General features: G+C 41.3%; 21 protein-coding genes. 7 read left to right on the forward strand and 14 right to left on the reverse strand.

Features of this window, described 5'->3' with window-relative positions; all coding sequences use genetic code 11:
- Nucleotides 1–280: 280 nt before the first annotated feature.
- The 4 genes from F6J90_RS10135 to F6J90_RS10150 all read right to left on the reverse strand — a co-directional run bounded on the left by F6J90_RS10135 (nucleotide 281) and on the right by F6J90_RS10150 (nucleotide 1,832).
- Nucleotides 281–619 carry a type II toxin-antitoxin system PemK/MazF family toxin gene (locus F6J90_RS10135; protein WP_293092630.1) on the reverse strand — a complete coding sequence of 113 codons (339 nt, stop codon included), beginning with the start codon at nucleotides 617–619 and terminating at the stop codon, nucleotides 281–283.
- The gene (locus F6J90_RS10140) at nucleotides 606–815 is read right to left on the reverse strand and encodes a toxin-antitoxin system, antitoxin component, Xre family protein (protein WP_293092632.1); all 210 of its coding nucleotides are present in this window, start codon (nucleotides 813–815) and stop codon (nucleotides 606–608) included. The genes F6J90_RS10135 and F6J90_RS10140 overlap by 14 nt, the downstream gene beginning before the upstream one ends.
- 586 nt (nucleotides 816–1,401) lie before the next feature.
- Entirely contained in the window at nucleotides 1,402–1,563 is a 162-nt protein-coding gene (locus F6J90_RS10145) for a hypothetical protein (RefSeq protein ID WP_293092634.1), read from the reverse strand.
- Nucleotides 1,560–1,832 (reverse strand): hypothetical protein, encoded by a 273-nt coding sequence (locus F6J90_RS10150; RefSeq protein WP_287255939.1) that lies wholly within the window; start codon nucleotides 1,830–1,832, stop codon nucleotides 1,560–1,562. Before F6J90_RS10150 ends, F6J90_RS10145 begins: the two co-directional genes overlap by 4 nt.
- Nucleotides 1,833–1,878: 46 nt before the next feature.
- On the opposite strand from F6J90_RS10150, the gene F6J90_RS10155 reads away from it, so the two are divergent.
- The 3 genes from F6J90_RS10155 to F6J90_RS10165 all read left to right on the forward strand — a co-directional run bounded on the left by F6J90_RS10155 (nucleotide 1,879) and on the right by F6J90_RS10165 (nucleotide 3,371).
- Nucleotides 1,879–2,079 carry a hypothetical protein gene (locus tag F6J90_RS10155; protein WP_293092638.1) on the forward strand — a complete coding sequence of 67 codons (201 nt, stop codon included), beginning with the start codon at nucleotides 1,879–1,881 and terminating at the stop codon, nucleotides 2,077–2,079.
- A 429-nt stretch (nucleotides 2,080–2,508) separates the two neighbouring features.
- Entirely contained in the window at nucleotides 2,509–2,739 is a 231-nt protein-coding gene (locus tag F6J90_RS10160) for a hypothetical protein (RefSeq protein WP_293092640.1), read from the forward strand.
- Nucleotides 2,740–3,104: 365 nt separating this feature from the next.
- Complete coding sequence (locus tag F6J90_RS10165; protein ID WP_293092642.1) at nucleotides 3,105–3,371, forward strand: DUF2442 domain-containing protein; 267 nt, start codon at nucleotides 3,105–3,107, stop codon at nucleotides 3,369–3,371.
- A gap of 277 nt (nucleotides 3,372–3,648) precedes the next feature.
- On the opposite strand, the gene F6J90_RS10170 is transcribed toward F6J90_RS10165, so the two are convergent.
- The 3 genes from F6J90_RS10170 to F6J90_RS10180 form a co-directional block, all read right to left on the reverse strand.
- Nucleotides 3,649–3,903, reverse strand: a complete 255-nt coding sequence (locus tag F6J90_RS10170) for a type II toxin-antitoxin system prevent-host-death family antitoxin (protein WP_293092644.1) — start codon at nucleotides 3,901–3,903, stop codon at nucleotides 3,649–3,651.
- A gap of 465 nt (nucleotides 3,904–4,368) precedes the next feature.
- A complete protein-coding gene (locus F6J90_RS10175) occupies nucleotides 4,369–4,689 on the reverse strand; it encodes a type II toxin-antitoxin system RelE/ParE family toxin (RefSeq protein WP_293092646.1) in 321 nt (106 codons plus the stop codon).
- Nucleotides 4,690–4,698: 9 nt separating this feature from the next.
- Nucleotides 4,699–4,872: a hypothetical protein gene (locus F6J90_RS10180; protein WP_293092648.1), complete on the reverse strand. Its 174-nt coding sequence runs from the start codon at nucleotides 4,870–4,872 to the stop codon at nucleotides 4,699–4,701.
- Between the two features lie 130 nt (nucleotides 4,873–5,002).
- Here F6J90_RS10180 and F6J90_RS10185 point away from each other — a divergent pair, with 130 nt between their 5' ends.
- Genes F6J90_RS10185 through F6J90_RS10195 form a run of 3 tightly spaced genes read left to right on the forward strand, consistent with a single transcriptional unit; the run spans nucleotide 5,003 to nucleotide 6,038 of the window.
- The gene (locus tag F6J90_RS10185) at nucleotides 5,003–5,332 is read left to right on the forward strand and encodes a hypothetical protein (RefSeq protein ID WP_293092650.1); all 330 of its coding nucleotides are present in this window, start codon (nucleotides 5,003–5,005) and stop codon (nucleotides 5,330–5,332) included.
- On the forward strand, nucleotides 5,329–5,718 hold the full coding sequence (locus F6J90_RS10190) for a type II toxin-antitoxin system RelE/ParE family toxin (RefSeq protein ID WP_293094803.1): 390 nt from the start codon (nucleotides 5,329–5,331) through the stop codon (nucleotides 5,716–5,718). Before F6J90_RS10185 ends, F6J90_RS10190 begins: the two co-directional genes overlap by 4 nt.
- Entirely contained in the window at nucleotides 5,715–6,038 is a 324-nt protein-coding gene (locus F6J90_RS10195) for a DNA-binding transcriptional regulator (RefSeq protein WP_293092652.1), read from the forward strand. The genes F6J90_RS10190 and F6J90_RS10195 overlap by 4 nt, the downstream gene beginning before the upstream one ends.
- 225 nt (nucleotides 6,039–6,263) lie before the next feature.
- Here the strand turns inward: F6J90_RS10195 and F6J90_RS10200 are convergent, their stop codons facing one another.
- Nucleotides 6,264–6,455, reverse strand: coding sequence for a hypothetical protein (locus tag F6J90_RS10200; RefSeq protein WP_293092654.1), 192 nt, complete (start codon nucleotides 6,453–6,455; stop codon nucleotides 6,264–6,266).
- A gap of 332 nt (nucleotides 6,456–6,787) precedes the next feature.
- Between F6J90_RS10200 and F6J90_RS10205 the strand changes: the two genes are divergently transcribed.
- Nucleotides 6,788–7,708, forward strand: coding sequence for a flagellar assembly protein H (locus tag F6J90_RS10205; RefSeq protein WP_293092656.1), 921 nt, complete (start codon nucleotides 6,788–6,790; stop codon nucleotides 7,706–7,708).
- A gap of 112 nt (nucleotides 7,709–7,820) precedes the next feature.
- On the opposite strand, the gene F6J90_RS10210 is transcribed toward F6J90_RS10205, so the two are convergent.
- The 6 genes from F6J90_RS10210 to F6J90_RS10235 form a co-directional block, all read right to left on the reverse strand.
- Nucleotides 7,821–8,843 (reverse strand): hypothetical protein, encoded by a 1,023-nt coding sequence (locus F6J90_RS10210; protein ID WP_293092658.1) that lies wholly within the window; start codon nucleotides 8,841–8,843, stop codon nucleotides 7,821–7,823.
- A gap of 111 nt (nucleotides 8,844–8,954) precedes the next feature.
- Nucleotides 8,955–9,215, reverse strand: coding sequence for a Txe/YoeB family addiction module toxin (locus F6J90_RS10215; RefSeq protein ID WP_293092660.1), 261 nt, complete (start codon nucleotides 9,213–9,215; stop codon nucleotides 8,955–8,957).
- On the reverse strand, nucleotides 9,212–9,466 hold the full coding sequence (locus F6J90_RS10220) for a type II toxin-antitoxin system prevent-host-death family antitoxin (RefSeq protein ID WP_293092662.1): 255 nt from the start codon (nucleotides 9,464–9,466) through the stop codon (nucleotides 9,212–9,214). Before F6J90_RS10220 ends, F6J90_RS10215 begins: the two co-directional genes overlap by 4 nt.
- Before the next feature lie 222 nt (nucleotides 9,467–9,688).
- The gene (locus F6J90_RS10225) at nucleotides 9,689–10,243 is read right to left on the reverse strand and encodes a hypothetical protein (RefSeq protein WP_293092664.1); all 555 of its coding nucleotides are present in this window, start codon (nucleotides 10,241–10,243) and stop codon (nucleotides 9,689–9,691) included.
- A gap of 293 nt (nucleotides 10,244–10,536) precedes the next feature.
- Complete coding sequence (locus F6J90_RS10230) at nucleotides 10,537–12,123, reverse strand: hypothetical protein (RefSeq protein WP_293092666.1); 1,587 nt, start codon at nucleotides 12,121–12,123, stop codon at nucleotides 10,537–10,539.
- A gap of 53 nt (nucleotides 12,124–12,176) precedes the next feature.
- Complete coding sequence (locus tag F6J90_RS10235) at nucleotides 12,177–26,735, reverse strand: hemopexin repeat-containing protein (protein ID WP_293092668.1); 14,559 nt, start codon at nucleotides 26,733–26,735, stop codon at nucleotides 12,177–12,179.
- Nucleotides 26,736–26,745 lie beyond the last annotated feature (10 nt).

Raw genomic sequence — 26,745 nt, forward strand, 5'->3', positions numbered from 1 at the left:
ATGAATCAATGTATGTTATCCGCAACAATCGGATAAGCGATCGCACTCACCACCTCAATTCAATCGTAGGTTGGGGTGACGGAACGGAAACCCAACAAAATCAGACCCCCACACCAATTAAATTGTTGGTTCTATTTTGTTAGAGAGAAAACCCCGATCAAGAGGTGAGGATGTTGTGTAGTGGGGAATTATGTTGGGTTTCATTCTTTAACCAAAACTACAAAGCGCGATCGCACTTCCTCAAGTGAGTATCCTCTATTTCGCTTCGCCAGTAAATTGATTAGCCTAAAATAGTTTCAATCATATTTTTAAGTTTTTGGCAATCTGAGTCTTGTAATTTACCTAATTTTCTAATTACTAAACTTTTCTCAATGGTAGATATAACCGGTTTAATCACAGAAAGTTTTATTAATCCGGCGGATAAAAAATCAATAATTTGCAACTCTCCAAAAGTTAAATTTGAACTTATTTGACTGGTAATTGCCATAATAATTAAGTCCGGTTTTTGTTGATTATAAGTGTTTGAGCTTATGATAACGGTTGGTCTTTTTTTTATAGTAGTTTGGTCAGTAAAGGGAAAAGGGACGAGAAGAATATCCCCAAAATTATAGGTTGTCATACTCGGCATCTTCAGGATTATCCCAAATTTTAGCAAAGACAGATTCAGAAAGTTTAGTAGATAAAACAGTTAATTCTCGCTCTGTATTATCTTGACTAAGTGCATCAATCAAATTTTCTACTTGTTGGATTTGTTCAAGGGAGAGTTTTTTAAGCTTTTCTATGAGTCTATTTTCTAGGGTGCTATTTGCTCTCATGATTAATTACATTTTTTTGGTTCTATTTTTTACTTAGTATAACACGATCGCACTCACCACCTCAATTCAATCGTAGGTTGGGTTGACGTGAGGAAACCCAACAACATCAGACCGCCACACCAATTAAATTGTAGGTTCTATTTTGTTAGAGCAGATACCCGGCTCTTGGGTCGAAGACGTTGTGTTGAGGGGAATTATGTTGGGTTTCTTTCTTCAAGCCAACCTACAAGAGCGATGCTCCAAAAGAGCCGCTAAAAGCGATTGACCGTAGGTCACGCGGGGCGCGATCGCACTATGTGTTGGGTTACCCTAGGGGAAGCAAGCCTACGTTCCAAGGGCCCAACCTACATGCTGCTATCGCTCAAATTATGAAATAGAGGGTGAAATTTTTTCTAGGGAAACCAAACCATTGTCTTCAAAATCTATCTCCAGATGATATCCTCTCATCAAAGCTGTTCCAAGTAAAGGTTTATAACCAGAAGCTAAAATAGGGACTACTTTTTCGATATTGTCCCAAACAATTGTGGCTAAATGTATAGATAATAAAGCTTCCCTACCATCGGCTAATCTTGCTGGTGTGCGCTTATTATAATGGAAGATTCATTACACTGACTGCTTGTGGTGGTAGGGTAAGATGATCGTTGAACCCAGTGTCGATAATAAAATCTAGAGAAAAATCTGGTTGTGTAGGTAAACGAAAAGTTACTGGTACTATAGCTAACCCATCAATCAATCTGCCGTAAATCATGGTACAGTTCGCTCAATTGCACCACCAAAGCTGACCGCAACGTCATAACCAATCCGCATAGTAAACAATCTGGCGTTTGGTTTCTTTTGCTTGAACCTTAATGCTGTTTCCACACCAGTTTGATCTATTCCGTATTCACCAGTTTCAGCATCAATCACAATCATTTTGCCAATATTATCGCCATATTCAACTTGTTGGCGAATGCCATTTTCGTACAGTTGTTTGGCTCTTTGGGCGACTTCTTCTATACTCCAAAAAATAGCTTGCATGATAATCACACCTACTTTTTGCTCCTTAGTTATTGTAACCGAATAATTGCTCAGGAACCCTTTACTGATAGAAAAACTCAATGATCATCCTGAGTTGGTATCGGAACAAACCGATCAACACTACACCATCACGAGCGTAAGCTGGAGAGCCTACGAAGCCCTGCTATCGGATCTAGGTGATGATTTTCTAGGACTGCGGGTTCACTATTTAGAGGGAACCTTAGAAATTACTATGCAATGTCGTTAGCATGAAGTCCTCAAAGACAATATTGGACGGCTACTTGGCGTTTATTTTGAAGAAACTCGCACTCGTTTTTATGGACTGGGTTCCAACACCTGCAAAATTTCAGCCAAACGACGCGGGGCCCAACCCGATGTGTCCTTTTTTAAGGTAAGGTCTGCATTGTCTGTTAATTTACCTTCTGATCCTAACGGATGCTCTTAGTATAACACGATCGCACTGGATTAGTCGTAATACATAAATTACCAAAGACCTTAGACACACTATGGTTGAGAATGTTAGGCAGAGGCAGGGTCCAACAACAGGCCATTGATGAATTAGAAGCACTGCCAGAAACAAATCAATTTCGGGAAAATACTTTATTGTTGTTATCTTCCCTGCGTAGTAACTTAGAAGTAAGTACAGAATTAGAAGAGCAAGATAGGGAGAAAATTGATGCGCTTATCACCACTTTTATTAGAAAAATTAGAAGCTGCTACTCAGTCAGGAATAGAACAAGGTATAGAGCAGGGCATACAACAAGGTATACAACAAGGTATGCAGCAGGGTCTGAGGATGGAGCGCACTGCGATTATCGAAAACTTGTTGAGAGTTCGGTTTAATTCTCTAGATGACCAACTTAGAGGTATTAGCGATGCAGCGCGGTCTTGGGGGTTTCCCCCATGAGCGACTGCATCAAGACATTGAACCAATGCTGTCCTTATCTAATCAAGAATTTTCCGCTTTAATATTACAGTTATCTCAGCTATCCCGTGAGGAATTATTAGCAAGATTCAGTGATTAATTCCCAGTTAAAAATTCAAAAATTAAAAATGAATGAAGCCCAGGAAGGGATGGTGCGTTCGGTGATAGTCGGTCCATAAATGTCTTGATAGCTCTTGTGTAATCGAACCCACCCTACAAGAGCGTACGCACTACCAGACGACTTGATCGCGCTGCAAGCCAAAGTTCAAGACATGGTAACCAGCATAGTGTTAGAATTATTCCATTATGCCAACAATTTTACGGATCGGTCCTTTTAGAGGCTTGGTATGGGTATTTTGGCAATTCGAGCGGATGAGAGAGTTAAGAATGTCTACTTTACTGAAGAAACCATTAGTGTTGATTTAATGGATGGGCGGAAAATTACCGTACCTCTAGTTTGGTACCCAAGGCTACTTAACGCCACAACCGATCAACGTTCAAATTGGGAAGTTTGCGGTGGTGGTTATGGCATCCACTGGAGCGACATAGACGAGGATTTGAGTACAGAAGGGATGCTGCGTGGTGCGCCAGCCCCATCCTCCAGAAATTTATGAGTTAATTGAGGTGAGGGACTCTAACGTTCAAGCTCACTGGCGGCAGGTATCTAACGGTTACGAACTAAGCGATCGCCACTCCGTCCAGTGCAGGGTCAGAAAGGTTACGCAAAAGCCCGTGATTGTTGGGTTTCGTGCCTCAACATTATCCCCCCTTTGAGTCAACCTGATGAATTGAGTTCGTCGTAAACCAGTAAATTAACTCTTTTTAATAGCCTTTTATCATTCTCTTGTAGCCAAATATAGTCAGACCAGGATGCTTCGGTAAAAGTGATTTTCATTCATCAATTAATTGTTTAATTGACTTTTTAACAGATTTAGCTTGTTCAATTGATTCTAATAGATGTTCGGCATTGGTAGGATTGGATAATAAATATAGTGTTTCTTGCCAAGAGTTAAATTCATCTAAAGACATTAAAACAGCTTGTTTTCCTTGATCATTACATAAAATAGTTGGTTCTACGTCAAGAATGACCCGATCGATTAGTTCATCTAATTGGTGTTTGGCTTGATTACTCGTAATTGCTTTCATTTTTAGCTAGTCAGAGTTGTATACACTATAAAGGTAACAGAAATTTACCGGTTCTTTTGTTAACCAAAGCTACGGGCGTACCCATTATGAGTCCGAATAAGTTATTGTAACTTACATGATAAAATCTTAGGGTAACAAGGGTTAAAATCAAGGGTTTTGGGTGGTGCGTTCCCCATAATCGTGGGGTGAAGCAGCAGATTTTGATTCAAGGATCGCACCCTACAAGAGCTAAAATTTAAAGCTGTACGAGCGATCGCACTCACCACCTCAATTCAATCGTAGGTTGGGTTGACGGAACGGAAACCCAACAACATCAGACCGCTACACCAATTAAATTGTTGGTTCTATTTTGTTAGAGAGAAAACCCGGCTCAAGGGTCGAAGACGTTGTGTTGAGGGGAATTATGTTGGGTAACATTAATCAACCCAACCTACAAGAGCGACGATCGCTACGAGCCAATTCGCATCAGCCTAGTTCTTCACCTAGGGTTTGCTGTGATGCGTGCCGGATGTGTAGAATGCGAACGGTCGCTCGTTCAGGCAATTCGAGAATGGTAAAAAGAATTCGATATGAATTACGTCCCCGACCGTAGAGTAATTGTCGTATTTCTTGACTGAAATACTTATTCTCTCTTGCTAGAGGACAACGTTTTGGAAATTGCGATAGAGATTCGATTGCTTTTAGCAATAAGCGCATACCAAAGGCTAGCCTGGGTGGGAGATGTGACTTGGGATAAACGTAGGAAGGCGCTGTCGGCTTCCGCCTCTGCCACACTGGCAATTTCAAGAGAGTATTTCATGAATCGACTGGCAGGTTGTACTGGCGACGCTGCTCTATAGCAAACTCAGCGAAAGACCGAAATCGACCTGCATCGAAATCATTCAGTCCTTTTTGAATGCCCTTGATAGCCTCCTCTGAATCTTCCACCTCCGACTCTAAGACACTAGCCAGCAATTCGGAGGCAACCAAGCTAACATCTTGACCTCGCTGAGCAGCATATTCACGCAGTAGTGCTTCTAATTCTGAGTTAAGGGATAACTACCTTTGTCATCGACCTACGTTCCTCCCAACCTTTGCTTCTATGGTGCATTCTAGCAAAGTGTGGGGGTGCGTTACTAAGGCATTTCCTCAACCCACCGGACAAGTGGCGTACGCACGCTTTGGGTCAATGTATGTTATCGGCAACATACATTGGATAAGCGATCGCACTCACCACCTCAATTCAATCGTAGGTTGGGGTGACGTGAGGAAACCCAACAACATCAGACCGCCACACCAATTAAATTGTAGTTTCTATTTGCAAGAGAGAAAACCCGGCTCTTGGGTCGAAGACGTTGTGTTGAGGGGAATTATGTTGGGTAACATTAATCAACCCAACCTACAAGAGCGAACGCACTTAAAGTATCATACAATGCATGATATTATATAAAATGTAAGAGGTTATATTGCGGATTTTCATGGGTTGCATGGTTTCAACGCTTCTCCCGTAGGGAAAGAATGACAGATGCCATGTTGCTCTCAGCTGTGATGCGGGCAGAGCAAGGCTTAATCGATGCTGATCTCGGTGGAGGTGTCATCAAGCAGCGCATTGCCCGTGAGAGCCAGGGTAAGTCTGGAGGGTATCGCTCGATCATCCTATTCCTATGCGGTGATAAGGCGTTTTTTATATATGGGTTTGCCAAAAGTGAGCGCGATAATATCTCCAATGATGAGCTAGCAGACTTTAAGAAGGCGGCTTTAGAGTACTTGGCTCTGTCAGATGAACAGATTCAGCAATTGATAGATATTAAGGCACTAGGGGAAGTTAAGCAATGAGCGAATCACTACAGTACTTTTCAGAGGCTTTTGCTGCCATCCATGAGTCCATGGAAGCTTTGCATCAAATTGGTGCCATTACTAAGCAGACGATGGATGAGTTTGATCAAACCTGTCTTACTCCTTTTGAATCCCTATCTCCACAAGATATCCGTGCTTTGCGGGAGCGGGAAAATGCTTCAATAGCAGTCTTCGCTCGTTACCTCAATGTTTCACACAATCAGGTTTCCGACTGGGAAAGTGGTGTTAAAAAACCTGGGGGAGCTGCGCTACGCCTGTTGACGCTCGTGAAGAAAAAAGGGCTACAAGCGATCGCATAGGACAGAGATCACCTTTCCAACCCGCGAGCGCTATTTTATTCGCATTTAATTTTCTTGTGTCAGGCTTTTGATAATCTTTTTAGCCAATCGCTCATTAATTTCTCGATGCCTTGGAATTGGTTCCGTTTGTCCGTTATTTGGGTTATGGTAAATATCGTGTTTCCCACCATGTCGAATTCATTTAGCAACCGGAGTTTTCTAAGTAGGCAATTAAATCGCGTCAAATCATGCAAGCTCAAGTTCTGCGACTCTCTTAATTCCGGGAATTTCTTCACTAGTAAATGTTCTATAGAGTACAGCTAAGTTCTCTTTTAATTCTTCTAGTGAAACCCCTTGTGTCCAATGATCTGGAAATTCATTCAAATAGCCCAAAAACATCCCATCCGCTTCTTTCCAATATGTATATGTAATTTTCATGGATTTTACCCTATTTTCGCGCTTCGATACTATCAAATGATTTTCTTTTCTTTCTCAGACGCGCAAACGGTTTTACTCACCGACAATAAGTAACCTCTTAATTTTAACCAATCCCCATCAGTGTACGCAATCCCCACCCGATCGGCAATGCCCATCGCACTTCAGCAAATCATCAAGATAGAATGTAGGGTGGGGAACGCGACACCGCAACAACCGTGCAGATTCCGGTTGGGGTGGTGCGTTCCCAAATACCCATCAATCTCCCAGTCGCAATGGTTTCAGGGAACACACCCTACAGGCGATCGCACTGAAATGTCAAGACTATTTATCTAATGACCCGATTTATTCACGACCAATTTGCCAAAGATTATTTAGAAGAATTACTATCACAATTTGGGGAATGTCAGGCTCCCCTAGAAATCCGCAGCGAAATCCGACAAGTCGATGTATTTTTTGCCCCAGCCAATCAACCACCAACTTCCCCAGAAGCCTTAGGCTTATTAGGGAAATTAGCTACAACGCCTTGTTTGTTTGAACCCTTTAGAAATCCGGTTACTATTAACGAAATTCGGACTTGCCTACTGAAATTATTAGAGGTACACACAGATTTTATTCGTAAAGGGAATCGAGAGAATACTAAGCTTAATGAGGATAATTACCCGAAATTATGGATTTTGACCCCGACAGCATCATCGGCAATATTAGAAGGCTTTGGTGCTAAGAGTGATCCGGACTATTGGGGTGAGGGAATTTATTTATTACCCTCATTCCAGAGGACGGGATTAGTCATAATACATAAATTACCAAAGACCTTAGACACTCTATGGTTGAGAATGTTAGGCAGAGGCAGGGTCCAACAACAGGCCATTGATGAATTAGAAGCACTGCCAGAAACAAATCAATTTCGGGAAAATACGTTATTGTTGTTATCTTCTCTGCGTAGTAACTTAGAAGTAAGTACAGATTTAGAAGAGCAAGACAGGGAGTTAATAATGCGGTTATCACCACTTTTATTAGAAAAATTAGAAGCTGCTACTCAGTCAGGTATAGAGCAGGGTGTGCAGCAGGGTCTGAGGATGGAGCGCACTGCGATTATCGAAAACTTGTTGAGAGTTCGATTTAATTCTCTTGATGACCAACTTAGAGGTATTATTGAACCAATGCTGTCCTTATCTAATCAAGAATTTTCCGCTTTAATTTTACAGTTATCTCAGCTATCCCGTGAGGAATTATTAGCAAGATTCAGTGATTAATACAAAGTTCAAAATTAAAAATTAAAAATGAATGAAGCCCAGTAAGGGATGGTGCGTTCGGTGATAGTCGGTCAATAATTGTCTTGATAGCTCTTGTGTAATCGAACCCACCCTACTTGAGTGACGCCCGCACTATCTCTTCCATCGTGCCAGCATGTTTTTGGTTAAATTCACCTATTTCTCGATTAACCTCATTTTTCGCAACTTGATCATCTGGTGAATTTTTATCCCTCACCTCTTGATCTATCGTCTCTTCCGCTTTTGTGCTCTCTTCTTTATCCTCTGTAGTAGAGCTATCGGTGCTAGCAGTATTTTCGGCGGATTTAGAAAAATCAAATAGCTTTTCTCTTAGGGCATAGGCATCACGAACAAACTCATGAATGTCCTCTGGTGGAAGTTGTTTCGCGTCTGCTATTTTTTTATTGATATCCTTAATCTCAGCATCCAGTTCATCTTTGGTCATATTAAACAAATGACCACCAATCGGTTTACCGGCTTCGCTTACCGCTAACGCATCATAATGCTGGCTATAAGAGTCTTTGAAGTTATTGAGTAAGGTTTGATAATCAGCGCCAGAGGCATTGGTATCTGAGTCATCTTTAGTCTCACCATCGGCAGAATCCCTGTCACCCTTGGTATTGGTTAAATGATCAATTAAGGCATAGGAATCTTTGAGCATTTTTTTGGTATTGTCTGAAGGGACTTTTACCGCTTTCTCCATCGCCTGAGCGAGTTGATCCACTTGTTGATTGACCTCACTCTCGGTCATGGTAAATGGATTTTTTAATTGCTCGAAACCTTTGACATCCTCCAATTTCTTAAACATATCCCCCGTAGAGTCTTGAAAAGATGCCATTTCCGACTTTGAGATGGGTTGACCACTTGACCTTTTGTCTCTAAGGCCTTGCGCCTGCTTTAAAAAAGAAGCCGCATCATCTTTGGATAGGTTAGAAACACCAGCAAGTGCCTCACTCAATGTCTTGATCTCAGCCTCGGTAGTCATACCCGTAATCGGATTGATTTTTCCTTGGGATTGGGAGTTGGAAGCATCTGAAGCTGCTTTTGATGCCTTTTTCGCTTTCTTAGCCTCTTTTTTCTTCTTGCGGATTTTTTTTGTTTTACTTGATAGTGACATATATATATAGTTATTTTTTTGTTTATTATTATTTTATCTGGTGAGCGTGGAGGATTGTTCTGTTTATCTGCTCGATCGCACTCACCTCAAAATGATCGCACTGTTAATCATTTATTTTTGATAGTGGAATCGACAAGAAATTATTGTTAATTCCTCTTCAGATATTTCATAAACTAAACGATGCTCAGAATTAATCCGCCTTGACCAATATCCTGATAAATTTGCCTTTAGAGGTTCTGGTTTGCCAATACCGTCAAATGGATTTCTTATTATGTCTCTAACTAGTAAATTAACTCTTTTTAATAGCCTTTTATCATTCTCTTGTAGCCAAATATAGTCAGACCAGGATGCTTCGGTAAAAGTGATTTTCATTCATCAATTAATTCCTTAACTGATTTTTTTCCTGATTTAGCTTGTCCAATAGATTCTAATAGATGTTCGGCATTGGCAGGGTTGGATAATAAATATAGTGTTTCTCGCCAAGAGTTAAATTCATCTAAAGACATTAAAACAGCTTGTTTTCCTTGATCATTACATAAAATAGTTGGTTCTACGTCAAGAATGACCCGATCAATTAGTTCATCTAATTGTTGTTTGGCTTGATTACTCGTAATTGCTTTCATTTTTAGCTAGTCAGAGTTACATACACTATAAAGGTAACTTATTTACCTATTTTTTGCTCAACCAAAGCTACGGGCGTAAACATGATGAGTCCGATTTTGTTATCGTAACTTACAATATAAGATAAAATCTTAGGGTAACAAGCATGAAAATCAAGGGTTTTGGGTGGTGCGTTCCCCATAATCCATCGGTTAAGCAGCAGAGGTGGCTTCACCGAACGCACCCTACAAGAGCGATCGCACTTTAGTCTCACCATCAGCAGAATCCCTGTCACCCTTGGTATTGGTTAAATGCTCCATTAAGGCATAGGTATCCTTGAGCATTTTTTTGGTATTGTCTGAAGGGACTTTTACCGCTTTCTCCATCGCCTGAGCGAGTTGATCAACTTGTTGATTGATCTCACTCTCGGTCATGGTCAATGGATTTTTTAATTGCTCGAAGCCTTTCACATCCTCCAATTTCTTAAACATATCCCCCGTAGAGTCTTTGAAAGAGGCCATTTCTGACATTGAGATGGGCTGACCACTTTCCATTAGGTCTCTAAGACCTTGCGCCTGCTTTAAAAAAGAAGCAGCATCATTTTGGGACAGGTTAGAAGCACCAGCAAGTGCCTCACTCAATGTCTCGATCTCAGCCTCAGTCGTCATACCGGTGATCGGATTGATTTTTCCTTGGGATTGGGAGTTGGCAGAATCAGAAGACGCTTTTGAAGCCTTTTTCGCTTTTTTGGCATCTTTTTTCTTTTTGCGGATTTTTTGCACTTTACTTGAGAGTGACATATATAGTCTTTTCCTGGCTTATTATTATTTTATCTGCCGAGCGTGAAGGATTGCCCTATTTATCTGCTCATACGCCTTCCTTTTCAGTTAGTTTGTGCGTTATTAACACACCAGACAAGAGAGGCTGATCACTCTTAACCAAATATGATCGCACTTAACCAAATCATCAAGATAGAATGTAGGGTGTGTTAGTGACAGCGTAACGCACCGAGATTATACCGAAGTTAAGGATGGTGCTCAAGTTTAGAATTGTGATGCCTGAAAGCCCGTAAATTCCTTACCCAGATCTAGAATTAAGTAGCTTTGGGCCTAAGTGGAGTTCTGGTATATGTTGGATTAGAATCGCCTGTTGTATCGTCAGTTATTATTGGCTTCTGTGGAGTTCCTTTAGGGTTATACTTTGCTGGAATTTTTTTATTTTTATCATTAAAATAGTCAGTTATTTTTGTTTTGATCGTTTCCTTATATGTATTTATAGCTTCTCTTCTTTTCTTTATGGTTTCCTTTGGTGTTGTCATTTTTATTCCTTCCAACGTTCTATCATCAATCCGCTCATTGATCACGGTGTCATACTCATTACCATTCTTTACCAGCACCTTATAGTTTATATATCTTGCAGCTTGCATTTTATCGTCTCCTGTACCAGGGTATGCATAGGCCGTGTGTTTTAGCAAAACGTCGTCTCGATTTAGCTGATTGGTAGCATCGCCTATTATTTCCGTTATGGCTTCCTCTATTTTTGTTTGTTTCTCTTCTTGCCAAAAAGTATTTGATACAGCATTATGATAATGAGCTACGCCTCCAAACTGATCGCCAATTTGATGCCCTCTTTTAGCTCTATCATTTGCGTCTTGTCCTGAAATCTCGTCAGTTTGAGGCATAAAAAGCCCAAAATCATTTCTGATTTTTTTTGCATCATGCTTTGTTTTATCAGGTTCGGAGTTAGGAAATTTTTCTCGTTCACCCCGATTATTATTCCCTAAAGCTATTCCAGAACTATTTCCAGTATCTTTATCTCTAGTGCCTTTTTGACGAAGTCTATCAAGCCCAATTTTCCATGCTTTGTTTTCAATACTTTTAATTTTTTCATGTTCACTGATATGATTAACCCATGTGTAAATTGGAAACTCTTCAGACAATTCAAAATCCGAATTTAGATCTGTTAAAACATCATTTTTTACCTGTTCAAGAAGAACGTTCTTATCCTCATGTGCGTTTTGATCGAAAGCATCCAAGACATCTTGATGGTTCTTTGTATCGGTCAAGCTATTTTTTAACTCGATTCGCTGATTACTCACCAAATCATCAATTTTATCTTCAATTAACAATGATATTACTCCCTCGTGATACTCTCGAAGTTTGCTGGTTTCAATTGCTTCGCTTTCTTCCTTTGACTTCTGCTGTTCAAGGTTTTGTATCGCCTCCCTGTATTCACTTTGAATATCCTCTCTTTCCATTTCCTCTGCTTCTAAAAACTCCCGCTTTTCACGGGCTTGCTGATTTTCAATTGCTTTGCTTTCTTCCTTTGACTTCTGCTGTTCAAGGTTTTGTATCGCCTCCCTGTATTCACTTTGAATATCCTCTCTTTCCATTTCCTCTGCTTCTAAAAACTCCCGCTTTTCACGGGCTTGCTGATTTTCAATTGCTTTGCTTTCTTCCTTTGACTTCTGCTGTTCAAGGTTTTGTATCGCCTCCCTGTATTCACTTTGAATATCCTCCCTATTCATTTTTTCTTTTTCTTCATGTTTTTTTGTCGCCTCATATCTCTGCATCTCTTGTTGCCTGATAGCTATATCCGAGCTATCATCTACATGAGCATATTTTCTTTCTCTTGCTTTTTTTCTTGCGAGTTCAGCTTCTTTACGTCTTGACTTACCCATGTCACTATTTCCTCTTTACTATTATTCAACTAAATCTTATATGTATTGGTTGTCTAAACAACTGCCTTATACATCACAACCAACCCCAAATTACTCAAACTCTTCTTATCCCCTTTGGCTTTAAAGTTCCAAGTCGCACCATTACTCCTGATCATCAACCCATTGGCCTCATTAAACTTGCCATGCTTCAGGGTCAGGTCATCATCATCATTCAGAATCAAACTCACCTGCCCTTCCCCAAGCATTTCATAATGCGGCACTAACCCAGTTATTTTACTACCCGATATATTTGGTAACATCTCCCGAGTAATCTGAATATTGAGATCTTCTGTGTCACCATAAACGAATGCGTACCATTCATTCGGAAACATCTCCGCCAGGTTAAAGTAGGTTGCAGTGGGATAAGGCTTCAACATCCCCTTCACCGCACTGGCAAATGCGTTACCACCATTAAGGGCTGTGTACTTCAACTTGATAGTCACGTTATTCAGTTCGTTCAAATTGTAGCTGCCACGCTTACCGCTTAACTCTAATCGCCAGGTTGATACCGCACCGGTTCCTTCAAAGGGAAGGAAACGTTCATCGTCGAATCGCAGTTCAAATAAACCGTTCGGTTCGTCATATTCTCCAATGTCACCCAAAGCAATTTGCTGAGTGGTGCGCCAATCGCTGCGGATTGACATCGGCTCCTTGCCTTTAGGATTCAGTAAGTACTTCACCGCCTTCACATCTGGTTCCATCACGGTTTTATGACGGAGTTGAGTTAAGGTGGCATTTACGGTTTTTCCTTCCCCCGCATCGATGTCAATGGCAATCGTTTTCACCTGACGGCGGTAATGCCCTTGGAAGTCGTAATCGAAAAAGGCTTCGGAGAGGTTGAACTCACAAGTGCCTTTGGTTTTCAATTGGATAAAGGCCATGGGGTCTAGCTCCGCCAAGGAAATATGTTTCCCGATTTCTAATGAACGGCTATTGGTATCAATATAAGCCTTCTCCATGCGGTCTAGGTCATGGCCTAGGGAATCACCACTGAGTAAACCTTTCCGCAAGCTGTCCCAATACATACCGCCAATGAACGAGACCTCACTCTCTTTAAGACCGCGCTCGTATTGATAGGCTTTTTCGGCTGATTTTGCCATATCGTGGGCTAGCTTATAGGTTTGGAAGAACAAACCTGAGAGCTTGCTGGTCATCCATTGATACAACTGTTCGTTTGAGAATTTGCTGGTCATAAATTGTTTCATTGATTCATTTTGTTTTATCTCCTTTTCGGTCATTTCTATTTCATATCGGGCAGCGTTGATTCGGTATTTTGCCCCTTCAATTTGGGCTTCAAGCTGGATAATCTCGCTTTTAGCCAAAGCTAGTTGCAATTCCCAATCTTCTTTAGAGCGCTGGAATTGGGCATAAACACCAGCAGCTTCTCCCCCCATACTGATAGCCTCGGCTGCCGTTGTGATAACATCAGCGGCTGTATTCAATCCATCATGAACTTGTCCTCCTCCAGATTTGGTATGGGAAGCAAAGGGTGGTCCAATCGCAACTTCGGGAATAGACCTAGATTTTGCGGCAACCGTTTTCAGTACTGCTGCTACACCATGCATACCCGCAGCGACACCCATTAACGTGATTTGCGCTAACTCAGGAGCAATCAAGTCATTGCTAATTAAATCTTGGTAATGCTGCTTTTGATTTTCGGCACTGCGTTGGTTCTCTTGCAACGACTTCAGGCTTTCCAAGGCTTCATTTAATTGCGCTTCCTTAATCCGGCTCGTAACTTCGAGAATTTCGGTTTCATGACGATTTTGTAACAAGCTCAGCGCTTCGCTATCTTTCTTTTCGATCGCTCCCAACAAATCCCCACCGAATTGATTGAGTTTACCCACCAACTCTCGCGCTTTATTCAGCATAAAGTTGAAGCGATAATGAGGTACAGCAACAGACAATCCGGCAATTGCCCCACCAATTCCCGCACCACCAGCGACAGCCCGTACTAAGGCCATCGGGTCAATGGGAGGTTGGAACAAGGGCAAGGGTTGCTTAATTCCCATTATATTTAGGCTATGGCGGATTTTATACAGCCGGTCTTCTATCCGGTCCCAGTAGTCAATTAAATTTTGATTTTCGGGTATATAGAAGTAGGGTTCAGTGACTGAGCTATGAATATTAGCTGCGAAGGTTAGACTCTTTTCATCTCTGTTATCCCCACTCACATCAAACAAAAAGTCATATTGACTGCTATCTTGCTCTGCGCCTAAATCATGAATGCCTTCAATCTCATTGTTGCCATCACGGCCATAGGGTAAAGAGTCAGACAGTAATCTTGTACCCGTATTTTCAGGTTTTTGTCCGAGGAGATCGTAAGCTAAGATATAGTGCATCCGGGCTTCGTTGATACTCTCCCTGGTGTACTGACGGAACAGTTGATCCCCCCAGTCGATCAGATTATCGATATAGGCCATTACTGTGGTGCGTCGATAGGCAATCCGTCTGAGTCGGGCAATGGCATGAGGGTCGAAGGGGTCTTTCAGGTAGGCTTGGATTTGCGGCATACTGCTGGTTTCATCGGGAACCATAAATCCATACCGGATCGGAAGTCGTTTAACTATCTCCAAGGTTTCTGCTAAGGCTTTTGCATTTGGGTCAACTTTGACCAGAGCATCAACCTTCTTTTTCACCTCTTTAAATTGGTCGTTCGTGGATACTTGTTCTAACTCCGCCCTTTCTGCACTGGAAAGCTCACGTTTTCCTTCAAACGCTTCTTCAAATTTTTTCGGCTTATTTTCCGGTTGAAGTAAGCCTATGACTGGGGATGCATCCAGGTCTTCTTCCTCTATTGCCTTTGCATAAGACTTGATCCGAGTAATCAAAGCTTCAATATCCACTGACAAGAACGGCAAGAACTGCCAATATTCAAATTCATCGGTCGGGTCAAAGATAAACTCAAACCATTTCTTCGCCTCGGCAAACTTCTGTTGTGTATTCAGGGATTGAGCAATCAACAAAGGCGCGTGGAAAAAGAGTTCCCAATAGTGAAGACCATTAGCACCGCGAAACTCCAAGTGGGAATGCAAAGGAAGGGTTTCGACCTTTTCTTGGTTAACTTGAATTATCGAATCGCCGCTTACCTTATCTGTAGTAAAAATCGGGAGTTCATCGATTTCCTGATTCCTCAGGCTAAATAAGTCATCGATGCCATGGGCAAACAATTTTTGACTTAACTTACTTCCGGTCATCGAGGACAAACGGATGATATCATACTTGACATTTTCCGCCGTGACAAATTCTTCCACCCTCACATATTCCTTTCCTGATACTAGGTAGGCATAATTATCATCTTGAAAGGCGGTTTTGAACTGATCGAATCCCTTAGGCCATTCCCAGTTCCCTTGGATATCTAGGTTTTCGGAGTTGGAATTGGAATTACTCGGAGCAAATATTGCGTATTGATTCTGGGAGAACAGATAAACCTTATTATCCAATTCAAATACCGCTCGAACAGGCCCCTGCCATTTAGGTAACCCTTCCGTATTAGTACTCAACAATTTAGGATATCCCCGTTCGACATAATCAAACTGAGTACCGTCGTAACGATAATACTGGTCTCCTGAAAAGAGGTATGTTTTTCCTCCGTGAGTAAAAGCCGCATCAACCACCCCCGTCTCTTGGATGTTATTTTTAATTTCTTTAACCTTTCCCCAGGTGGAGTTAATCTCTGTTAGTTGCGTCGGTTTACCTGCTAACTGTTTGATTTCATCATCAGAAAGGGCGCGATCGTATATTCTTACTTCGTCTATCTTTCCGTTAAAATAACGATCGCTGGCCCAACGTCCAATTTTTACTATTCCTTCTCCTTGAAATGGCTGATGCCCTGTCATACTAGCATCATAGATGCCATTGATAAATATTGTCTGTTGCTGTTTGGTTATATCATATCTCCATGTCAGGCAATACCATTGACCGCTCTCAATTTCTGTCTGTCCCCAGGTATCATTATGGAAAAATCCCATATAGGGTTTTTTATTGCGAATAACGAAATGAAGACCTTTGTTGCGAGATGTCGTATCTGTACCCAATATTGTAAGATCTGTTCCTGAGTCAACAGAACTTAACCATACCCAAGCACTAACCGTAAAACTCTGATTGGTTAACTTCAGGTCAGGTGCGGTAGGTAATTCTATGTAGTCATCTTTACCATCAAACTGATACGCACTATTAGCATTGTCAAAGCGATCGCTGGTCAATGTTGCCCCAGATACTGTGCCGTCATGTCCGTTACCGCTTTCATCATTGGCATTTCCCTTGAAGGGATAGTAGCCAACCAATCCACTTTTATCCTCCTCCTTGGGAAATATAAAGTATTTACCGTCGTCTTTAAAGAAATACGTCTTGTTATCAACAGCAGAGGTAAACCCAGCAGTAATACCATGTTCATCGGGAATACCTTCCTCCAATCCTTGTGAAATAGGTTTTGGATAGCCTGAATCTGGTTGAGCTAAACTGGCACCGCTATATCTGATATACTGGTCACCGCTAATCAAATAGAGCTGATTATCTTTGGTGAAAGCATAGTCTATTTTGGAAACGGTTGACCATAATCCCGATAGCGGTTGCTTGTCATTTAAATTATCAGAGCGGGTGTATTGGTTACCACTGATAAAATAGGATTTCCCCTTAAAGTGAAAAGCCGCATCGATTTTCTCCCAGCCTGTCATTTCCCTAGTTTGTTTGGGATAGCCATCATCCACCAAGCCATCATACCCATGGGAATAGCGCACATACTGGTCTTCTCGGAATAAATAGGTTTTCCCCTCAATCACGCAGGCGGCATCGACCCGGTTATCTTGTTTGATTTTGTTATTACCCTTACCCCACTTATCTTTCGTTTTGCTGATGGATGAAATAGTCCAAGTTTCTGTTGACTGAGGAACATCAGTTTTCGTATATCTGCCTTCTCGTGAAAATGCGTACACCTGGTTATTAGCGACAAAAGCCGCGCTCATTGTAAATGCCTCACCACTGGGAGTCGAAATACTTCCTTTGGTTGGAGGAGTCGTTGCCCCCGAAACTGGTTTACACAGGAAGCTCGATCCTTTGTAATGAAAACATATCCAACTGAGTGACTTATCTTCTGATGATGGATTACTCACCAGTACAGGTGGTTCAAGCTTATTGATATCTTCATCGGGGAATAAATTCTTAAACAGTTTAATGCCAGAACTGTTGACATCAATAGTTTCCTGATCGCTTTTTTCATTTTCTACAATTCGCGTTTCGGGATAGAAGCGTAACTTACTTATCCACTGCCTTTTCTCCGCAATAATTTGAAATGTATCACGGCGTTTTTTTTCGTCGTCATCATTTTCCTTAAAATCCTCAACACGTATTTCCCCTTTATCATCAAACCGCATTACTCTTTCTTTGCCATCATAGGTGTTATAGAAGGTATAGCCTTCCCCAAGCCGTCCTTCTTTGATCTTAAATGTAGAAACTGAATCCAGCTTCCCTTCAACACCATCTTGATAGTGATCTAAGCGGAGTTTGTAATTGTAGTGCCGGAAGTAGTGTTTTTGCATATTCTTGGCAGTAGCCTTGAGAGCAATTAGTTCATCTTCTGGTTTGTTTGCCGAAAGGTGAACGATTTCAAACTGGTTATGGGGTTCTTCGATTTTATCTCCAGCAATAAACTGTTTAACCTGAAGTTCTATATCATCTTGATTAGGTGAAGAAGCTGTTCCTGAACTTACTATGTATTTTTTCTTTTTTGTAGTTGCTGTCAGATAAATTTTATTGACTCCACTCGTTCCATTAATTGATTTAATCAAGTCATCTACATCTACATATCCATTGTCTTTTCTTTTCGCGTATACCATTCCTTTGTCTGTCATGTAGCGACAGTTTATTAGAATGCTATCGAGATCCATCTCCTTATTCTTTTTTAAACCACTAAAATCCATCAAATAATCTGTAATGGTATCGGTTGATTTAATCTGGTAATTTAGTTTCTGAGCCGGAGCCCAGGTTTTATTCAAATCGTAATAGGAGTAATAAATCTGCAAGACAGATTCAAAAGTAGCATTAGAATCGACTTTAGTGTTCTGATTATTCTCATCTGAACTAATATTGATCTCTGTATTGGGACCGATATCGCTATTCTGTTCGATTTCACCCCAGAAAACATAAACCCGATCCAGGGTATATACGGGGTAAACCCGCTCGGAATTAATTTGAATATTTACCTCTTGCCAGGGTTGCCAATTTACTGAGTCGCTTTTGCCCTTGATAAAGGTAGCACTGCGATAATAATAGCGCCTGGGTTCACTGATGGTATGACCAAATAAAACCATGTTTTTATCACCATGATTTTCCGGATTGTCATACACATAACCCCCAGCCACCTTCAGCTGCGATAGTTCGATATATTGGTCAATAAACCGATTAAAGGCTTGGGTGACATTAACGTCATTCAGTTCCCCTTGCAGGAGTTCTTGTTCTAAGGCTTTAAACTCTGGGGTTTTGGTATCCCTCAGTTCCGCTCGAATATAGTTTTCTGGATACAAGAAGACTTTACGGTTGGCTTCCCAAACCCGATAGTTCTTCATCCATTCCCATCGTTTCAGCAAGTCTTGACGGCGTTGAGCCTGAGTGGTATTTTTTAGCTCGGCCTCTTCCAGATTAATAAAGTAACGATGCATAAACAGTTGAACGGCTGCGATCGCTTCCTTGATCTTGGAAGTCGATGCCTCGCTGCCCATTTCCACATCAATTAACAATTTCTGATAAAGGTCGCGAGCATTATTTACCTTGTCATCTTGATGAATGGCATAAGGTAACAGTGCATCACGCTTGATCAGATTCAATTCACCCCGGATTTCGTTGTGTAGCAACTCCACCCCTTCTGCACCACAGTGGGTTGTGGTCAGCAGTTTGCTTAACTCCTCTTTGGCTGCGTCAATATCTTTATGACTGGGATACGTCTTACTGCTAAAGAGTTTAACCAGTAGTTGTGAATAAAGCGTCTTAGGCTCTGTGGAAATTTTATGAGCAACCTGGAAGAAATCGAATATCCGTAGGATAAGCTCAATAGTAAACCGATTCTCAAATTGATTATGCTTTTGGATAAAGCCATTATGTTTCTTTAGCCACTTGAGCTGATCGATATCCCAATCAAATAGCTCTGCTAAATCAAAATAGGGCAATTTGGTGTAGCCTTGTTTCGGATGAAGGATATCGGTCAAGGTGGAATCACCGCTAGCATAGGTATCGTTAAGCTGTTTAAACTCGGTGATTACTTTAATATCGTAGATCAGGTAATCAGCCCAGTCTCCCCATCGCTTCTCAAACTCATAAGGCCCCATAATCTTAGGACACTCATGGCTGTTATTGATGAACCGAACATAGTGGTCACCCTTAACAAAGTAGCTATGACCTTCAAACTGGAATGCTGCATCAATACCACTTTCAAAGTCATTGGGCAGGTTACCCCAGTTATTTTTAATCGATTTAGGATAACCTGGGTCAACATATTTCTGTAATGGGCTAGCGTAGCGGATATATTGATTGCCTTTAAAGACCAGTAAACCGCCTTCATGGTCAATAATGGCAGCATCGATGGATGTACCCGGTTGCAAATTGGCAAAATTGTTTTTTGTTTGTAACCAGGTATCTATTACCGGAAGTTGAGTATTGCGATCCTTAACCCAAACCTGTCTATCCTTAATCAGATGAACATTCCCATCTTTGTCTTTGAGGGCAGCATCGACGCCATCAACTAACTCAACCGGAACATTAGACAAGCCAGAGGCAATGGTTTTGGGATAGCCACTATCGATATATTCGTATTCATCACCGGAATACCGAATAAAACGGTTACCGGAGAACAAGTAAGTATAGCTCTTATTGTCGGCAGAATCTTGATAAGCGATCGCAGCATCAATTTTACCATTGGCTAAAAAGGGTTGTTCACCGCAAGCCAGTTTAGTCAGGTCATAATTAGCTGCCAGTTCCATGGAGGCAACAAACAAGGTGGTATCGATCACCAGATACACATTCCGTTGATTGATCACCACTGCTGCTAGCTTAGCTGACTGTTGGGCTATCTTCTCTTCAAATTCATCCGGTAGATCCTTAAAGCTGGCTTCTTTCCGTAAATTGATAGCGATAGATTTGGGATAATCTTGATCAATCTGTCGATAGTCATCGCTGGAATAACGGACATATTGGTCACCGGAGAATAGATACGTTATCCCTTTAGTATCGACAACCGCAGCATCTACTTTTTCGGTTAAAACATTCTTAACCAGCCCCCAATGATATCGTGTTCTGTGGATCTTAGGCTCTGGATTACTTGAATCAGGGGTAATGGTTAAGAAACACTCAGGGTTGAAACAATGAATAGCACCGGTTTTATCAACGAATACAGTGGTTAACTCTTCAATAACGTGATTATCACAAGCAATACCCTTCCACAACTGCTCTAGGGACTTAGGATAGGACCAATAATCGTTTTTGGGATTGTATTCCAGGAATTCACCATCATGGATCAAGATCAGATTGTCGCCATCAACATATACCGCATCAACCCGATCAAAACCCGCTTCTTGATAGTCCTGGGGAATTTTCCAAAAACTCTGGTCAGCCTGCATCGGGTTTTCGGTATCGGGTTCTGTGTAGTCGTTGGATGAGTAACACACATATCGGAACTCGCCATCTTCGTTAGGGGGTTCTAGTAGATAGGTCTTACCATCGAGAACATAAGCATGAGCCACACGAGTTAACCCACCCCACTTCTCTTTGATCATTTCGGGTAGCTGGGAGGCTGTGTTACCCACGGGTTGATCATGGTCATAGGTAAAAAACTGATCCTGTGAAAACAGATAGGTTTTACCATCCCGGCCCACGAGTCCAGCATCAAGCTGTCCAGATTCATAAATGCGGTTGGCTACGCGCCCCCATTCTTCTTTTATATCCCTGGTTTCATCCAGTAATCGGTTGTAAACCTGATGACCTTTGAATAGATAGGTATTACCATCGGTGCCTTTGAGTACAGCGTCTATACCCGATTTGAAATTATCAGGGAGTTTAGTTAACAATTCAGGCTTTTTGTTAAGTCGGTCCCACTTTACGCCTTCTAAGCTAGTACTATGCTCCCAACCTCTGTTTTGGCTCTCAATGTAAACCGAGCCGTCTTCAATAAAGGCACATTGAATTACATAAGTTAAATTTGTGTAGTCTTTGTAGGTTTTTGATCTGCTATTAGAAATGACGCGCAGCTGTTGCTCAGCAAAAAGATAAACATTACGCTGATCAGCAAACGCGGCAGTTAATTTTTCGACAAAGGCGAGACTCTCTTGATCGTCCTTTAGCTGTTTAAAGCGAGGCTCATCGGCTAATGAGTTTTTGATTAACTTGGGATAACCAGAGTCAACATGATCATAATTGTCATCTGTGTATCGGAAGAATTGTGAACCGGAAAATAGATAGGTATGAATTGCGCTTTGCTTCTGAGTCTCAGGTTTACCGGTGGTGGAATTTTTAACTTCCTCCTCCCATTCAGAATGCAGTCGCACCGCTGCATCAATCTTGCCGGTTTCTAAAATAGTATTTTTGATGTTGCCCCAGAATTTGTTAGTTGTTCTGGGATAGCCGTTGTCCAAATGACAAAACTCTTTGTCGGAAAAACGAACATACTCTTGGCCTTTAAAGAAATAAGTTTTTCCGTCTTTGCCAGTAAAGGCGGCATCTAGTGTATCAAAGGTGATATCATCCCACTTATCTTTGATATTTTGGGGTTCTGACCACCAACGGTGCATATCACCAGAGTGGATAAATTGGTTGCCGGAAAATAGATAGTGGTTACCATTGTAATCCGTGAAAACCGCGTCAACGGCTGCAAAACCGGCATCAATTAAGTTCTGAGGCAGATTCCACCAGTTATTTTCCACAGCTCTTGGATAATCTTGATCCTGCTCTTTGTAGTCATTGGTTGAATAGCGAATATACCTCGGTTCATTAGGAGACTTATCGAATAAATACGTCTTTCCATCCAAGACGAAGGCGGCATTAACTTCTTCTAATCCCCCCCAGTCAGATGCGATAGTTCTCGGATACCCTGCATCCACTTCGGAATAGTCATCGCTGGAATAACGGAAGTATTGGGTGCCGCTGAAGAGATAGGTTTTGCCATCAAGACCAACAAAAGCAGCATCTACGGAACCATCGGTCAGGGGGTTTAAGGTTTTACCCCAATGCTCTTTAATTTCATGGGGGGTAATCTGACTATTGCTTGAATCAATAGTTACATATTTTTTGTCTTTAAATAGGTAAACTACTTGATTGTTATCGTTAAAAGCCGCATCTATATCTTGGTGGAACTCAGCCTGAAGATTGTTAAAGTGTTCTTTAATGAGTTTAGGGAAACCTTCTGAGGGCATCACCTCATCATTTTCAAGGCAATCGTCAAAGCTAAATATCTGATCGCCGCAGAAGATCATGATCTGACTACCATCGATATAGGCCGCATCCACTTTGCCGGTGGTTTTCAGATTATTTTGGGTCCGCCCCCACTTAGCGAGAATACTCTCAGCTTTAGTCAGGTCCTCTGAACTAACAAATTGATCTTGCTTAAATAAGTAGGTCTTACCATCATGTCCGACAAAGGCAGCATCTATGGATTCTTGAAATAGTTTTGGTAGTTGTTCGTTGCCTGGTTCATTCTTCCAGTGTTTGGCAATAGTTTTAGGATAGCCTTCATCGATATAGTCGCTGCCATTTGATTTGCGAACATATTCTTCCCCTGAAAATAGATAGGTGTATCCACTACTATCGGTATAAGCGGCATCGATTTTATCCAGCTTCTGGAAGTTATTATGGAGCTTACCCCATTTTCTTTCTTTTAGTTCCCAAACTTTACTATCTTTGGCTTGCTGATAGTATTTTCCCCCTGCGATAATTACGTTTCGATCATGATTGTCCACAAAAGCCGCATCAATGGTTTTACCGGCAAAGTGAACTGAAAGTTCTTTAAGTTCCTTCCCGTCTTCCTCTTCTAATTCATAGGTTATGCCATCATAAATCCAATATCGGTCACCTTTGAACAAGTAGATGTTGCCATCGGTGCTCTCCAGCAGCGCATCAAATGTGGTAATTGGGTCAGGTTTTTGGGGAAGTTCCAGCTTTTCAGGAAACTTCTCCACTAAACTTTGATCATGAAAGACCAGCTCAATATCTTCTTTAGTCAGTTTGAGTTTATTGGCCAGCAAGGCAAACTGTTGAGTTCGGCGATAGGCAGTATTGAACCGTTGTTCTTTGGGCAGTGTGGTAATATTGCCCAGAAGATCTTCCGCCTTTAATAAGGGTAACAACCATTCAGATGCAATATGATCACTGCCTTTGAACATCTCAGCAGAGATCACTCGCATACTATCCACATTAAGGTTAAACGTCTGCTTTAACTGTTTATAGATAAAGGTTTCTTGATTTTCAGCTAGGGTTTTAACCAGGCCAACTACCTGATTAACCATCGCCGATTGCTCTTTAGCAATGGCATGCAACAAAAAGAATACATCTTTATTGTAATCTTCGAATGCTTCTAGGGATATGGCCAGGGCATTGTCGATATTTAGGAAATAGTCAAGCTTATCCTCTGGGATTTTCCGGTCATCGGTGATGTACTCTAAACTGATCAGCAGGTCAAATAATTCCTCTTTTTCGCTGCTACTGAAGCCCTGCTGATCTAATGGATAGTCCACTAACTGGTGTTTGTCTGACATCAGGACTATATCGCGCAAAGTATTAAACACAACCCGGTTATCAGTGGGCTCGAATGACCACCAAATATCGAAGTTTTGGGCATTTTCTTCTTCTCTGAAAAATGCTTTATGTTTTTCGGCTATTTTACCGTCTTCTAGAAAGTGATAGTCTACCGCCTGGAAAGACCATCTGGCCACAATCTTTTCGGCAACTTCAAGAAAATGCTCTCGGCTAAACTGAAGATAACTAGACAGATTTTTTTCAAGATGTTGCTTTAAGGCTGATAATATGGCTGTTCTATGGGGATAGAATTGCAACGCCAGGGAAAAATCGTTTAGTGGGAGCTGAGTTAGTTTCAGGTTATCGACAAAATGCCCGTCTTCATCGATATAGTCGTTAAACTTGAGATTTTCAATCAAATCATCCACTTCGAGGTCGGTTAGTGGTAACTCAGAAAAGATCCCTTTGTTAACCGCAATCTTGTGTAGTTTTATCTCCTGACTACGCTTAGACAGAATCTCGAATACGTCTTTTGACTGGGTACCGATATTGGCATTTACTTCAAAATTCTCTTCATTATCAGAATCCTCGAAGAATGACTTTTCTACTAGGGCACCTTGATCATCGATATAAGCGTTAAAAATTAGATTATGGTAGAGCTCTCTAGATTCAAATTCTTGTAACCCCAAGGGTTTGAGATCGGAAGGATAAATGGAAACATCATCATGGTCTTGATGTAGCTTGCTAATTTGATTGAACAGCTCAGACCGAATCGGGGTAAACTCTGTATCAATGTGGAATTTACTCACATCGGTAGTGAGTTTGTCTTCAATCAGCCTGCCTTGAGTATTCAAGTGACCTTTATGGATCAAATTGTCATAAATTTTATCGGCTATTTTTTCGCCAATCCCCAAGCCCAAGAAATCTTTCTGTGTAATGGTGTCAATTTGATTAACAGCGTCGATGGCCGCTTTTTTGACAAGATTAGCATCAAAGGAAATCAGCCTAGGCTCTTTCTTAGTCAGATGATAGTTGGGGTCACTTAAGGTTTCGTAAACCAGCCGTGATGTCCGGCTGTCCAGCCCAGCTGCTTGTAGTAATGACTCTTTAAAATGTAAGGGTTTAAAAGCTTGATGCCAACTATTGAACAACGCCAGTTGCTCTTGCTCGTCAATCTCCTTTTGGGTTTTGACTTTCTTAACCGGCATGGTGTCATCAATTTTATTCAAGTCGATTTTTTCGACATAATCACTACTGGTTATTTTTAACAAGTCATGGGCGGAAAAATCGTTCTTTTGCATCCATTGGGTCAATCCATAAACGACTTGAATCAACCACATTGAGTTTTCTACATTATCGTTTTCTACATTATCCTGGGAGATTATTCTATAACAATCCCGCTCCTTGATCTTAAAGTCTATTAAAACGTTGCAATTTTTAAATTGACGAACAGCGGGGTCTTTTTCTAAGATATCGAAAATAATAAATAGCTCTTCCAGGGAAATCTCACAGATATTGGCTAGCTTACTCACACGGTAGAAAGTGGTAAGCATTGATCTTTCTTTGTCCGCAGTGTTCCAAAGCTGATCGTTATCCAAGTGGCTACGAAACTTTTTAATTAAGTAGGTCAGTTGCTTGGTAGGTAAATCCAAAGAGTGGGCAACCCTTTTTCGATAACCGTCATTGGATGAGTCGAGAAGATCTAGTGTGACTTCAATCCTGGAAAGTCCTAGCTCAGAAAATTGTTGAGGAATATTGGCGTGATTCCAGATATACTGTTTATCGGCGATGGCACAGGGGTTATTGTAAACGCGGTTAAACAGGTCAATGGGCATCTCCTCATTACCTTGCCCGAGAATATTCATCTGAGCAAACAAGGCACAAATCTCATCGACTTCCAGGTCGAGTTTAGCCTTGAGCCAGTGAACAACTGCGATACGGGTAAGGGCTTTTGCGTTTAACTCATTGTTACAGCAGGTGCGTAAGATGATATCCAGCTCGGTAAACGTGAACCCGGTTTTCTTAGCGAGACGGATGAAGCGGTTAGCACGGTCTAGCCAGAAATCAATTTCTTCACCCTGTGATATAGAATCTTGAATTTTCCACCCAATGGCTTGTTCATCATTAGTTAGATCAGCAGCACCTATTTGAGAGCTATTACAGAAGAAATTAGCGTCCTGAAGTTTTTCACTATTTTTATTAAGATTTTGAAATAAAAGTTCTCGAAGCTGTAATTCACTGATGTTTGTAGCTTTTATAAATTCATCTACACTTACAAGATGATTTAGGATTACCTCGTTATCTTTATCATCCTTTACCTTTACCTTTAGGTCTGATAAATCAGCAACGCCATAACACTGTGCGAGATCATTGCCCGTTCGCGCGGTTTCGATCAGAGTCGCCCACTCTTGTTCTAAGATCCCTAAATAGGCTTTTGCCAACAGCTCTTGCTGTGGCATCTCATCAAGCAATCTATAAAGTTCCTCTGCTGTTACACCGAGATGCTGAAGATAGACCTTGACTGTCGCGTAGTCAATATCTTGGGGCAGGTTAAAGGGATAAACCGCGTTACGGATCTGTTCAAATGCCTCACCATTTCCATCGTTCTTGATTTTAGAGGCTAGGATCTCATTGACTCGATCCAGGTAAGGTAGCATCTCAAAGGTATTTTTAGCATCCAGCAGTATTTCCTTGATATCACTGCGACGCTCGTCAAACTTGTGTTCCTTAAACTCATCATCCAACAGTTGTAATAAATCAGCTAAATAAGCAGCAGGAGAATAAACTGAACGGGCTTCATCCCCTTTTTTGAAATCAATTTCTCCAAAAATCCGTTCATAGCTTGGTAATTGTTTAGTCATAGATCTATCT

The organism is Moorena sp. SIOASIH, from assembly GCF_010671925.1.
In the GTDB taxonomy this organism is placed as follows: Bacteria; Cyanobacteriota; Cyanobacteriia; order Cyanobacteriales; family Coleofasciculaceae; genus Moorena.